The sequence below is a fragment of the Paraburkholderia phosphatilytica genome (genome assembly GCF_003443895.1).
Lineage (GTDB): Bacteria > Pseudomonadota > Gammaproteobacteria > Burkholderiales > Burkholderiaceae > Paraburkholderia > Paraburkholderia phosphatilytica.
In genome coordinates this window covers 1-13,272 of record NZ_QQOA01000060.1, presented here as the reverse complement: position 1 = coordinate 13,272, position 13,272 = coordinate 1, and the positions used below count along the sequence as shown (strand labels likewise).

The following is a 13,272-nucleotide window of genomic DNA, read 5'->3' as shown; positions in this document are numbered from 1 at the left end:
AATCTCCTGGTGAGCGCGCTCTTAGCGCAGCGGTGATGCGGCTGGGCTGTCCTGCAGTCCGGTCCATTCGCGCACATGCGCATTGCGATCGGCCCGCTTCGCATGCTTCGCGTCGTCCGGTGGGCTGCCGACGAACAGGAAGCCGAGCAGCCGTTCCGTCGCGCGAAAGCCGAGTGCGCGATGCAGATGCGCGTCATAGGCATCCGCGCCCGTGGCCCAGAACGCGCCATAGCCGAGTGCGTGTATCGCGTTCAGCACGTTCATCGTTGCCGCGCCCATCGACAGCAACTGCTCGACTTCGGGCACGTGCGAACCGGCGTCGACCGCCGCGCCCAGCGCGACGATCAGCGGTGCCGCGTGCGCGCGCTGGCGGCGATGCTCGTGGGCGCCGGGCGGATCGTCGGGGCATCGCGCGGCGGCGACGTCGACGAGGATCTGGCCCAGCGCGTCGCGTGCATCGCCGCGCACCAGTACGAAGCGCCACGGCCGCAGCCGCGCGTGATCGGGCGCGCGCAGCGCAGCGTCGAAGATCAGCGCGAGTTCGTCGTCGGTCGGGGCAGGGTCCGTCAACGGCCAGTGCGACTGACGCGACAGTAAGGACTGCAATACGATCGCCGAACGGACATGCGGCGTGCAATCCGAAAGCTCGCCGTCGGCATGCAGGATGGGAAGGGGTGCGTTCATCGGTATGAGCCTGACATTGCGGATAGCCGAATCATGGATCAAGTCGCGTACAATTGCAAATGATTCGCATTTGCAAATTCATGCCGAATGGGAAACTCGATGAACGTTGACGCGTCGGGCCGGGATGCCGCGCTATCGCAAGCTGGATTTCGCGGACAGCGGCAACTGCCCGCGCGCGGCCGCTGGCCCGACGACGTCGCGCTGTGGCACGTTCACGTGCCAGCGGGGCCGCATGCATGGGCGCGGCTCGCGCCATCGCTTGCGCCGGACGAGCGCGACCGCGCGTTGCGCTATCGCCGCGACGAGGACCGCTTGCGCTTCGCCGCAACGCGTGCGGCGTTGCGCGCGCAGTTGGGCAACGTGACCGGAATACCGCCGCTCGACCTGCGCTTCGGTCATGAGCCGCATGGCCGGCCGATGCTCGACGGGCACCCGCATCTGTCGTTCAACGTTTCGCATGCGGGATCGCACGCGCTGATCGCGATTTCCGCGGCGCGTCGCGTCGGCGTCGACATCGAACTGCTCGACCCGACGCTCGACTGGCAGCCGCTTGTCGGTCTTGTCTGTAGCGACGACGAAGGTGTCGCGCTCGCGCGGTGCAACGAGGAATCGCTGCGCCGCGCGGCGTTCCTGCGTTGCTGGACGGCGAAAGAGGCGCTGCTGAAGGCGCTCGGTCTCGGCATTGCGGAGGCATTGCGCGACCTGTCGGTCGATCCGTTTTCGTCGGGCACGCAGCGTCCCCGCGTCAGCGCGGACAGTGTCGCGCAAGGCGTCGGAGCATTGCGCTTCGAGTGGCTCGACGACATCGAGGGCTGCGCTGGTTGCATCGCGTTCAGTGACGACGACGGTCCCGTTTCGCGCAGCCAGCCCGTGGGCCAGTCCGCGCGCCAGGACAGCGCGGCTTGAGTCCGATGCGGGTGCAACGAAAAGCCGGGAAGCGTAGCCGACCCGTTGCGACAGCCCGATGAATCCTGTCTTAACCCCTTTCGCGGGTGGGCCTTCCCAGCTACCCGCCGCGCACCGCGCGTGCGCCGCTAACGCGCTGATTCATCTGATTTTTCAGGCCGTGTCGTGGGCGGCGTAGCGACGCCGCGCACCATTCGATGCCTTGACAACGACGTATCCACCCCCTACCTTATGCGTCTGAACAGGAATGATTCGCATTCAAAGTTATGTGAGCTGCGAACTTTCCGGATATCGGCCGACCCTCGGGCAGGCCGCTTTGACTGGAGCATTCGACATGAGTTGGGGCGACGAAAACACGACCTTCCGGGTCGTCATGAATCACGAGGGCCAGTATTCGATCTGGCCGGACTACAAGGCGATGCCGGCTGGCTGGAGCGCGGTCGGCAAGGACGGACGCAAGGAAGAATGTCTCGCGTACATCGACGAAGTCTGGACCGACATGCGTCCGCTCAGCCTGCGCAAGGCGATGGACGGCGATGCCGCTGAGCAGGGTGTTGCCACGCAACCGGCGCAGCACTGATGTCGTCTGCGATACCGCACGCCCCTCGCGCATCCGGTTCACTGACGCTGTTCTGCCTGCCGTATGCCGGAGGGAGCGCAGGGACGTATCGCGAATGGCAGTCGCGGCTGCCCGGATGGATCACGCTGGTGCCGCTGCATCTGCCTGGTCGTGGCGTGCGTCACGCGATGCCGCCGATGCACCGTTGGCCGGCATTGCTGGATCTGCTGCTCGAGGATGTCCGACCGTATCTCGCGCAATCGTTTGCAATCTTCGGTCATAGCATGGGCGCGCTCGTCGGTATCGAACTCGCTCATGCGATCCGCGATCGTCACGGTGTCTCGCCCGTGTGGTTCGGCGCATCCGCCTGCGAGGCGCCGAGCCGCCGCGAACGTGAACTGCGCTGGTTGACCTGCCCGGAAGAGGAGTTTCTGGACGAGGTGCGTTCGCTCGACGGCATGCCCGAAGAACTGCTGCGGAACCGCGAGTTCATGGAGCTCGTGTTGCCGTTCCTGAGAGCGGACTTCCACCTGTGCGGCAGTTACGGATACCGCCAGCGGGAGCCGCTCGATTGTCCGCTGCTCGTTCTCAGTGGCAAGCGGGACGAGGTAATCGTAAGGAATCCGGAGAGTCTGTCAGCCTGGGCGCTGGAAACTCGGGGCCCGTTCGGTCGGCAGGACATCGACGCAGGTCATTTCTTTATCAATTCGCATCGCGAGACCGTCATCGACCGGGTGGTCGACGGGCTCGCCAGCGCATTTCATTCACGCGCGGAGTCTGGCGTGCCGCACTCGCGGTCCTGCGCCTGATATCCGGCGTCTCTCGTGGAGGTCTGTATGGTGGACAAGTCGTCTCCGCTTTTCGATTTCACGCCCTACCTCGCGCAGCGCGACGAGGTGCTCGGGCTGATCCGGGAGTTTGCATCCCATCACGCGTTTCGTAGCGCGGCAGTCGAGGAGCTGCAACTCGACGAGGATTTCTACCGTCGTCCGCTGCGTCCGGAAGATCTCGAATTCCTGCAGTTCAAAAAGGCCGTTCCCGCGGAGCGCGTCAGCCGTCTGCCCGCGCTCGCGACCCAGCGGCTGCTGATGGCGCTGAACGAGGTCGGCGTGGCGCGCTTTCCGAAAGCGGACGTCGCGGACGGGTTCGCGCGCTTCGATGCGTTCTACGGCGAGCGCAATCAGGTGCTGGGCGCGCGCATCCGCCCGTTCCTCGAACACTACGGCTTCACGTTCCTCGGCAACGAGGCGCGGCTGGGCGATACGGCGGCACAGTACGTCGAGCGGTTGCGAGACGTGATCGCGCACGAGCAGACGTACTGGAAGGACATGTTCGCGCTGCTCATGCACAACGACTATCTGGCCGAAGGGCTGCGTTTCATCATGATCCAGCGCTGGAGCCTCACACCGTCGCGGCGCGTGGCGGTCGCGCGCGCCGTCGCATCGGGTTACTTCGATAGCGTCGCGGAAGGCGACCGTCCGGACCTCGCATCGCCGGCGCAGGATCCGCTGCTCGCTCGCGTGGCCGAGTTTGCCGGCGTCACGCATCGCGAACATTCGTACTGGCAGTTCTATCTGCCGACCAGCATGGCGAAATGCAACCTGCTGTACGCGCTCGGTTCGCGTCCGGACCGCGCGTTCGCGCTGCTGGGCGCTGTGTTCGTCGCCGAAGCCGAAGCGTTGGCGTTTTCGGCGGCGCTCGCGCGGGCGTGTCCGCATTTGATGTCGCCGGGCGCCGCGCCGGCGGACGCGGCGTCTTCCGTCGAAGCACTCGTCGCGCGCTTTTCGCGCGCGCTGGGGCAGGTGGAGCGCCGCTTCGGCAGCGAAGCGCTGTTCCGGACCGGCCAGGGCGTGGGCGCAGGCGAGAAGCTCGCGGAGCGCGCGCGCTGGGATCTGGGCGAGCAGCTGAAATGGCTGTCGGCGATCGACCGCTTCGTCGAATTCGCCGACAGGATCGACCAGCGCATTGCCGTCGAGTGTCCGGGCATCGACCGCGAGACGTTCGTGGAGCCTCGCGACATGTGCTCGACCACTCACGTCCATAACGATCACCGGCTGGTGGTGATCAGAAGCAGCACGCCAGGCGGCGCCGTGCAGATGCATTTCTGGGGCAATCTCGGCATGCGTCACGAAATGAAGGAGGGCGACAAGGTGTTGATTCCGGACGGACGCCTGCACGGTTCGACCGTCGTCTGCGAAGAGTGCACCTACGACCAGCCCATCATTCCCGACGAGTGGATCGCGGAACTGCTCGACTGTACGTCGGTGCCCGCGTCGGTCGCGGCATAGCCTGCGCCGCGGGTTCGCGCGCAGGAACCGGATGATCTCGCCAGGCAAGTTGTTTCCCAGCTCTGTTCATCTACGAACGATCCGGATAACTGATTGAACTGGACCGGCCCTTCGATTGTCGGCCGACCGTTCTCTTCGGCCCGATTGCGCCCGCTGTTCGCGGACGCAACGGGGAAACCCGGACAGATCAACGTCATTGATGGAGTGGGTCATGCAGGCTGAAATCAACGGCAGTGCTGCGACGGAAGACCGAAAACGGGAGGTGAGCGACTGGCGCTCCCGCATCATTCTCGGGCAGCAGGTAGGTGCGACGGTCCTTCCCGACTGGCTTGGCAGTTCTTATGAAACGCTGCGCTCGCAGGTCATGGACCCGCAGTATCCGTGCTTCTTCGGCACCATTGCCGAGCGGCGCGGCGAGATGTTCTATTCGTACGTGCCGGGCAAGGACATCGGCAGGTTGCCGGCAACGATGGCCACCTTCGCGCGGCTTGCGGACCAGCCCGAATATCGCCGCCACAATATCGCGATCTTCTTCGAGCCGGATCCGCAGCCGCTCTCGCATCAGGCGTATCGCGATCACTTCTGGGGCGCGCTCCAGCATCTTCACGATACGGACCCGCACCCCGAAGCGGACTTCCAGCCGGACCCGGACGACGAAGCATGGGAGTTCTCGTTCGGCGGCGTGCAGATGTTCGTGGTCTGCGCCTGTCCGTCGTTCGCGCAGCGGCATAGCCGTAACCTCGGGCCCGGCATGGTGCTGCTGTTCCAGCCGCGCGCCGTGTTCGTCGACACGATCACCAACAAGGTGATCGGCCGTGAAGCGCGCAATCAGGTCCGCGAACGCCTGCGCAAATGGGACGACGTGGAGCCGCATCAGGACCTCGGCTTCTATGGCGATCCGGGCAATCTCGAATGGAAGCAGTATTTTCTCGCCGACCAGAACACGCCGGCCGGGGACCGCTGTCCATTCCTGAGCCGCCGCCGCAAGCAGGCCGTCGCGAGCGGGAACCGGATGCCTGAGCGGTCCCCGGTCGCGGCTGAAACCCAACGCACCACGTCATCGTCGTTCGACGACGGCGCGGAGGACGAACAGTTCGAGCCGCGCCGCAAGGTGAGCGCCTGAAACCGGGAGGAACCAAGCCTATGTCGATTGCCGAACCGGGTCTGTGGCTGCCCGCCGGATGCAGCGTGCCGGTCATCGAAATGAACGGTACGCGGCTGCTGAGCGTGGAATGCGATGGGCTCGATGCCGACGCGCTGATGGATGAGGCCTTTCGCGCCAACCTGCTGCGCGAGCTGCGCCACTACGGCGGCGTGCTGGTGCGCGGCGCGCGTCCTGCCGGTGCGGCGGGATTCAACGCGCGCGCCGCGAGCTTCGGCCGTCCGCTGCTGTCCTACGAGTTCGGCTCGACGCCGCGCAGTCACGTCGAGCAAGGCGTGTATTCGTCGACCGAATACCCGGCGTCGCAATGGATCGACCAGCACAACGAGCAGTCGTACACGCTGAAGTGGCCCGCGTGGATCTGGTTCTACTGCGACGTCGCGGCTGCGCAGGGCGGCGCGACGCCCGTCGCGGACAGCCGCGAGGTCTACCGGCGGCTCGACCCGGCGTTGCGCAGGCTGTTCGCGCAGAAGCAGGTGATGTACGTGCGCAACTACGGCACAGGTCTGGACCTGCCGTGGCAGCAGGTGTTCAACACCGACCGGCGCGACGTCGTCGAATCGTTCTGCGCGGAAAACCGGATCGGATACGAGTGGGGCGACGACGGCGAAAGCTTGCGGACGAAACAGGTCTGCCAGACCGAACTGCGCCATCCGGATACGGGCGAAACGGTCTGGTTCAATCAGGCGCATCTGTTTCATGTGTCGAGCCTGCCGCCGGAGTTGCGCGAGTCGCTGCTCGATGCGTTCCCGGAAGAAGAGCTGCCGCGTCACGCGTGCTTCGGCGACGGCACGCCGATCGACGAAGCCATGCTTGAGGAAATCCGCGCCGTGTACCGGCAGACGATGCTTGCGTTCGACTGGCGCGAAGGAGACCTGATGATGCTGGACAACCTTCTCATGTCGCATGGGCGGGCGCCGTTTGCCGGACCGCGCCGTGTGCTGGTCGCGATGGCGTGAAGCGGACCGGACAACACAACAAGCGGCGCGGCGGCGCGCAAGCCGCGGCAGTCCGCACGAATTGAGCGCAATGCTGGAAGGAAATTCATGTCACTACTTTTTTACCTGATCCGCAATTCCCGTGGGACGCTGTTCGTCGCGCTCGTGACGAGTATCGTGGGCGGTCTGGGCAATGCGGCGCTGGTCGCGCTGATCAACCAGGCGCTGACCGCGTCGCGCGAACGGCTCGCACATCTGGGCCTGCAGTTTCTCGCGATCTGCGTCGTCGTGCTGGTCGCGCGCACGCTGTCGCAGACGCTCTTCATGCAGCTTGGCCAGCGTGCGAAGGCGACGCTGCGGATGCGGACCATTCGCCGCATCGGCGAAGCGTCGTACGCGCATCTGGAAAAGCAGGGTGCGTCGCGTTCGCTCGGCGTGCTGACCCAGGATCTCGACACCATCGTCGTGTTCTTCGTGAACCTGCCGGTGCTGGCGATGCAGGGTGCGGTGATCGCCGGTTGCCTCGCGTATCTCGGCTATCTGTCGTGGCCGATCCTGCTGTGCGCAATCGCGACGATCGTCGTCGGCGCCGTCGGCTCGCGCATGATCGGTGCGAAGGCGATGTTCCATCTGCGCAGTTCGCGGCGGCGTGAGGACGATCTGGTGAAGGACTTCCGCGCGCTGTTCGACGGCGCGAAGGAACTGAAGCTGCACCGCGAGCGCAAGCAGGCGTTCATCGACGACATCATCGCGCCGAATGTGGAAGCGGTGCGCGCGCAGCGCAGCCGCGGCTACGTGCTGAATTCGGCGGCCGCGAGCTGGGGCAGCATGATCCTGTTCGCGTTCATCGGCTGCACGCTCTTCATTCTCGCGCGCCTGTTTCCGGTCGGCCCGTCGGTGATGTCCGGCTACGCGATGATCTTCCTCTACATGATCATGCCGATCGAAGGGCTGCTCTCCGCGATCCCGACCGTGAGCATGGCGCGCGTCGCGCTTGAACGTATCGAGCAGGTGAACGCGGAACTGCCCGAGGAAAAGATGCTGCCCGCGCAGCGCGCGAGCGCCTTCGGCACGATCGCGCTCGAAGGCGCGACACATCGCTACTTCCGCGAGAAAGAGAACGAAGTCTTCACGCTGGGCCCGGTCGACCTGACGTTCCACCCCGGCGAGCTCGTGTATCTGATCGGCGGCAACGGCAGCGGGAAAACGACGCTCGCGAAGATGCTGGTCGGGCTCTATCCGCCCGAAGGCGGACGCGTGCTGCTCGACGGCGTGGAGATCGGCGAGGCGCAGCGCGATACCTATCGCCAGCACTTCTCGGTCGTGTTCAACGACTTCTTCCTGTTCGACAGTCTGCTCGGCATGCGCATGAGCGGCCTCGACGCGAAGGCGAAGACGCTGCTCGAAGAACTGGAGCTCGACCACAAGGTGAACGTCAGCGACGGCACGTTCTCGACGACGAAGCTGTCCCAGGGGCAGCGCAAGCGTCTCGCGCTGCTCGTCGCCAGTCTGGAGGATCGCCCGTTCTATCTGTTCGACGAATGGGCCGCGGATCAGGACCCGGTCTTCAAGGACGTGTTCTACAGGAAGCTGCTGCCGCAGCTCAAGGCGAAGGGCAAGACCGTGCTCGTGATCACGCACGACGACCGCTATTTTCATCTGGCCGATCGCTTCATCAAGCTCGACTACGGACAGATTGTCGCGACGGGCAAGGGCAGCGAGCTCGCGGCGCAGACGCCTGCCAACGATGTGAGCGCCGGCTCGCCGATGTCGGTATGAGCGGCGCTGCGCGAATTCAGGACAACTCACTGGCACGCAAGAGGTTTGACGCATGAACGATGACACAGCGGCTTTCGGCATCGCGCTGGACGACGAAGTGGAGCGGGGCAGTCGCGGGACACCCGCGGAGCACGCCGTGCCGATGTACGAGCTGGAGGGCGCGACGTTCGTCGCGGGCGATCGGACGTTGCTGCATCCATTGACGCTCAGCCTCGCGGCCGGGCGTGTCTCTGGCCTGATCGGCCACAACGGTTCCGGCAAGTCGACGCTGCTCAAGCTGCTCGCGCGCCAGATGGCCGCGAGTTCGGGCACGGTGCGCTTCGGCGGTCGCGCGCTGCAGGACTGGCACAGCCGCGCATTCGCGCGCAAGGTCGCCTACCTGCCGCAGCAGCCGCCCGCCGCCGGCGGGATGACCGTGCGCGAGCTGGTCGCGCTCGGGCGCTATCCGTGGCACGGCGCGCTCGGCCGCTTCTCGGAAGCCGACCACGCGAAGGTGGATGAGGCGATCCGGCTGACCGATCTCGCGGGGTTCGCCAGACGCGCCGTCGACCGGCTCTCCGGCGGCGAACGTCAGCGCGCGTGGCTCGCGATGCTGGTTGCGCAGGACAGCGAGTGCCTGCTGCTCGACGAACCGACGTCGGCGCTCGACATCGCGCATCAGCTCGAAGTGCTCGAACTCGTGCGCGAGCTGAGCCGCGAGCGCGGGCTGGGCGTCGTCGTCGTGCTGCACGACATCAACATGGCGGCGCGTTTCTGCGACGACCTGATCGCGCTCAAAGGCGGCCGGCTGCTCGCGAGCGGCACGGCGGCCGAGCTGATCGAGGGCGAGACGCTTGGCGCGATCTACGGGGTGCCGATGGGCACCGTGCCACATCCGGCGGGCGGACTGCCGATCAGTTTTGCGTATTGATCCAAGAGACTTTCATGCAAGCCAATCATTTCGATACGGATTTTCTGCCGGCGCGCGTTGCCGGGTTCGCGCGGTACACGCCCGAGGCGGTTGCGCTCGTCGATGCGTCCGGGACGCTCGGCTGGAGTGCGCTGTGGGCGTGGTCGGGGCGGCTCGCGCATCAGCTCGTGACGGCCGGCGTGAAGCCGGGTACGCGCGTCGCGCTCGTTTTGCCGCGCAGCGCCGGGCTGGTGGCGAGCATCCTCGCCGTGTGGCGCGTGCGAGCCTGCTATGTGCCGCTGGATCCCGTGCTGCCTGCCGCGCGACTTGCGTGGCAGGCTGAGGATTGCGGCGCGCGTGTGGCGGTGGTGGCCGAAGGTACCGACGACAACGCGCTCGCCTGGCTGCCGGACGGCATCGCAGTGGTTGCGGCGGGGACGTCGGCGGGCGATGTCCTGGCCGCGGATTTCGCGTCGCCGGACGAGACCACGCTGCTCGACCCGGCGTGGCCCGCCTACGTGATCTACACCTCGGGCTCGAGCGGTCGTCCCAAAGGCGTGGAGTTGAGCCACGGCGCGCTGAACGCCTATCTGCGCGGTGTCGGCGAGCGCTTGCCGGAAGGCATCCGCAGCGCCGCCTACCTGTCGACGCCCGCAGCCGATCTCGGCCATACGTCGCTTTTCGGCGCGTTGAGGTACGGCTGGACCCTGCACCTGATCGACGCGCAGACGGCCACCGACCCCGATGCGTTCGCTGCCTACATGCGCGCGCACGATGTCGATCTTCTGAAAATCGTGCCGAGCCATCTCGATGCGTTACTGCAGGCGCAGTCGAGCGCCGACGTGCTGCCCGCGCGCTGTCTCGTGACCGGCGGCGAGCCCGCGCCGGGTCGCCTGGCTGAGCGTGTGGCACGCCTGCGCCCGCAGTGTCGGCTCATCAATCACTATGGGCCGACGGAGACGGCAGTCGGCGTGCTGACGCATGCGGTTCACGCCGGCCAGACGCTGGACACGCCGACGCTTCCGCTCGGCACGCCGCTCGCGCACGTTGCCGCGCGCATCGTCGATACCGACGGCAACACCGTGGCGGACGGCGTTGCGGGCGAGCTGTGCATCGGCGGCGCGAGCGTCGCGAATGGCTATCTGAACCGTCCGGCGCTGACCGCCGAGCGCTTCGTCCCCGATCCTGAAGGCAACGGCGCGCGGCTTTATCGCACCGGCGACAAAAGCTGCCGCTCGCCCCGTGGCGAATTTGCGTTTCTCGGGCGTATCGACGATCAGGTCAAAATCCGCGGCTTTCGCGTCGAGCCTGAGGAGGTGGCGGCGCGGCTGCGTCTCGTCGATGGGGTGCGCGACGCGGTCGTGATCGCGCGCGCGGAAGGCGAAGGCACGCCGCTGCGGCTGTTCGGCTACCTGACGGCGGCCGCGCCGCTCGACGTCGAGGCAGTGCGCGCCGTGCTCGCCGCCGATTTGCCCGACTACATGGTGCCGTCGTCGCTGCATGTGCTCGACGCGTTGCCGCTGACGGCGAACGGCAAGGTCGATCGCGCGGCGCTGCCGGCGATAGCCGATGCACAGGCTTGCGCCGGTGGCGGGACAGTCGCGCCGCGCAACGATGCGGAGCGCGCGCTCCACGCGATCTGGCGCGCGGTGTTGCGCCGCGAGGTCATCGGCGTGACCGATAACTTCTTCGAGATCGGCGGCGACTCGATCCTGAGCTTGCAGATCATCGCCAGGGCACGCCGCGCCGGGCTCAAGCTGACGCCGAAGCAGGTATTCGCGCATCCGACGATCGAGGCGGCGGCGCGCGTCGCGGTCGCGATTCCGGTTGCCGGCGTGCCGGCTGCGCAAGCGGCGGTCGCGGAAGCCGGCGCAGCGACCGCGTCTTCGGATGATGACGCGTGGTACGTGCAAGCCGGCGTCGAGCGCGGGACCGTCGAAGCCGTCTATCCGGCAACGCCGATGCAGCAGGGCCTGCTGTTCCACGGGATGCTCGATGGCCTGCCAGGTCTTTATGTTGGACAACTGAGGATTACGGTCGAGGCGCCGCGCGTCGAGACGTTGCGCGATGCGTGGCAGTCCGTGGTCGACCGCCATCCGGTGCTGCGCACGCGCTTCGTCTGGCCGGCGGGCTGCGAGGCGCTGCAGATCGTCGAGCGGCACGTGCCAGTGCCGTTCGAGGCGCATCACGGCACCGCCTCGCTCTGGCAGGACGCCTATGACGCGCGTTTCGACGCGGCCCGCGACGAACTCGTCGCGGCGGGCTTCGATCCGGCTTGCGCGCCGCTGATGCGCGTCGACGTGTTCATGCGCCCGGACGGCGCGGCCGACGTGCTCTGGACGCACCATCATGCACTGACCGACGGCTGGAGCACCGCGCAGATCGCGGCGGAAGTCGTGCGCGCCTACGATGCGCTCGCCGCCGGCCGCGAGCCCGAGCGCAGGCCTGGCGCGCGCTACGCGGACTATGTGAGCTGGCTGCGCCGCCAGCCGGACCCCGCGCCGTTCTGGCGCACGCGGGCTGCCGCGCTCGACGAGCCGGCGCGCGTCGCCGATGCGCTCGGCTCCGCGTTGCGCGCGTCGCCGGCTGTCGCGTGCGGCACGCATCATGCGGCGCAGCGCGTGCTTTTCGTCGACATCGGCGCGCGCCGGCACGAGGCCCTGCAGCGAGCGGCACAGCGCGCGCGCATCACGCTCAACACGCTCGTTCAGGGGGCATGGGCGCTCGTGCTGGCGCAGTTCTCGGGCCGCGCGCAAGTCGCGTTCGGCGCCACGATGGCGGGGCGTCCCGCCGACCTGCCGGACGCGCAGCGCATCGTCGGACTCTTCATCAACAGTTTGCCGGTGTGGGTCGACGTGCCGCCTCACGCACGGCTAGCGGACTGGCTCGCCGAGCTGCAGAGCCGCAACGCGGAACTGCGCGAGGTCGAGCACACGTCGCTCGCGGACCTGCGCCAGCTGACTGGTCTGGCCGGCGAGGCGCTGTTCGACAGTCTCGTCGTGTTCCAGAACTATCCGCTCGACGACGCGCTCGCCGCGCGCGGCGGCGCGTTGCAGGTGCGGACCATCGACGTGTTCCACCGTACCCATTTGCCGTTGACGCTCGTGGTCGCGCCGCGGCAGATGGGCGGCGCGACGCCGGAGCTGTCGATCTCGTGGCGCTGGGACCCCGAGCGGATCGAGGCCGCTGCGCTCGAGCGGCTGGCGCAGCATTTCGATCGCGTGATCGACCAGCTCGCGCAGGCGCTCGATGAGCCGGGTGTCCGGCTGCGTGATCTCACGGGTGAGCGCGAGACGGCTCCGCCCGCGCCGGCCGCGTTCCGCTTCGAATCGGTGCTCGCGCGGATCGAGGCGCAGATGGCGGCGCGCGGGGAAGCCGTTGCGCTGACCTGTCCGCTCGACGCACGGGACAGCGGTGCAGCGGGAGAAGCCGTGTCGGTGACCTATCGCGAGCTCGACGCGTGGTCGGCCGCGCTGGCGCGCCGCTGCGCGCGGGCGGTACCACGCGGAGGCGAGGCGCGTATCGGGGTGGCGATGCGGCGCTCGCCGGGGCTCGTCGCGGCGCTGCTCGGCGTGCTGCGTGCCGGAGCAGCGTATGTGCCGCTCGATCCCGCTTATCCCGACGAGCGCCTGAGCGACATCGCGCTCGACGCGGGGCTGAACGCGCTGATAGTCGATGGTGCGGAGCGCGAGCGGTTCGCGCGATTGCTGCCGGGATTGACGCTGATCGATGCGGAAAACCCGGCGCACGCACCTGAGCTGGACGAAGCGGCGGTGACGATCGATCGCACGCCACACCCCGGGCAACTGGCGTACGTGATCTATACGTCGGGCTCGACGGGCAAACCGAAGGGCGTGGGTGTAACGCACGCGAACGTGGCACGGCTGTTCGACGCGACACAGGCGCAGTTCCATTTCGACGCACGCGACGTGTGGACGCTGTTCCATTCGTACGCGTTCGATTTCTCGGTATGGGAGCTGTTCGGCGCGTTGACCCTGGGCGGTCGGCTGGTGATCGTGCCGCACTGGACGGCGCGTGAACCGGCGGCCTTCCATGCGCTGCTGCGC

The 13,272-nt window shown here is 67.1% G+C and carries 10 protein-coding genes; 9 read left to right on the top strand and 1 reads right to left on the bottom strand.

What is annotated here, in order from left to right:
* Window positions 1–21: 21 nt before the first annotated feature.
* Window positions 22–684, bottom strand: coding sequence for a nitroreductase family protein (locus DVS29_RS34340; RefSeq protein ID WP_118185376.1), 663 nt, complete (start codon window positions 682–684; stop codon window positions 22–24).
* Window positions 685–783: 99 nt separating this feature from the next.
* On the opposite strand from DVS29_RS34340, the gene DVS29_RS34335 reads away from it, so the two are divergent.
* The 9 genes from DVS29_RS34335 to DVS29_RS34295 all read left to right on the top strand — a co-directional run.
* On the top strand, window positions 784–1,590 hold the full coding sequence (locus DVS29_RS34335) for a 4'-phosphopantetheinyl transferase family protein (RefSeq protein WP_118185410.1): 807 nt from the start codon (window positions 784–786) through the stop codon (window positions 1,588–1,590).
* A 334-nt stretch (window positions 1,591–1,924) separates the two neighbouring features.
* On the top strand, window positions 1,925–2,170 hold the full coding sequence (locus DVS29_RS34330; RefSeq protein WP_118185373.1) for an MbtH family protein: 246 nt from the start codon (window positions 1,925–1,927) through the stop codon (window positions 2,168–2,170).
* Complete coding sequence (locus DVS29_RS34325; protein WP_118185371.1) at window positions 2,170–2,958, top strand: thioesterase II family protein; 789 nt, start codon at window positions 2,170–2,172, stop codon at window positions 2,956–2,958. The genes DVS29_RS34330 and DVS29_RS34325 overlap by 1 nt, the downstream gene beginning before the upstream one ends.
* A gap of 27 nt (window positions 2,959–2,985) precedes the next feature.
* Window positions 2,986–4,437: a cupin domain-containing protein gene (locus tag DVS29_RS34320; protein ID WP_118185369.1), complete on the top strand. Its 1,452-nt coding sequence runs from the start codon at window positions 2,986–2,988 to the stop codon at window positions 4,435–4,437.
* A 211-nt stretch (window positions 4,438–4,648) separates the two neighbouring features.
* Window positions 4,649–5,560, top strand: a complete 912-nt coding sequence (locus DVS29_RS34315; protein ID WP_118185367.1) for a YqcI/YcgG family protein — start codon at window positions 4,649–4,651, stop codon at window positions 5,558–5,560.
* Window positions 5,561–5,580: 20 nt separating this feature from the next.
* Window positions 5,581–6,558 (top strand): TauD/TfdA family dioxygenase, encoded by a 978-nt coding sequence (locus tag DVS29_RS34310; RefSeq protein WP_205962577.1) that lies wholly within the window; start codon window positions 5,581–5,583, stop codon window positions 6,556–6,558.
* Between the two features lie 87 nt (window positions 6,559–6,645).
* A complete protein-coding gene (locus DVS29_RS34305; RefSeq protein WP_118185365.1) occupies window positions 6,646–8,316 on the top strand; it encodes a cyclic peptide export ABC transporter in 1,671 nt (556 codons plus the stop codon).
* Between the two features lie 142 nt (window positions 8,317–8,458).
* Entirely contained in the window at window positions 8,459–9,226 is a 768-nt protein-coding gene (locus DVS29_RS34300) for an ATP-binding cassette domain-containing protein (RefSeq protein WP_240655952.1), read from the top strand.
* Between the two features lie 14 nt (window positions 9,227–9,240).
* Window positions 9,241–13,272, top strand: a 4,032-nt coding sequence (locus DVS29_RS34295; protein ID WP_118185360.1) for a non-ribosomal peptide synthetase, incomplete at its 3' end; no start/stop codon positions are given.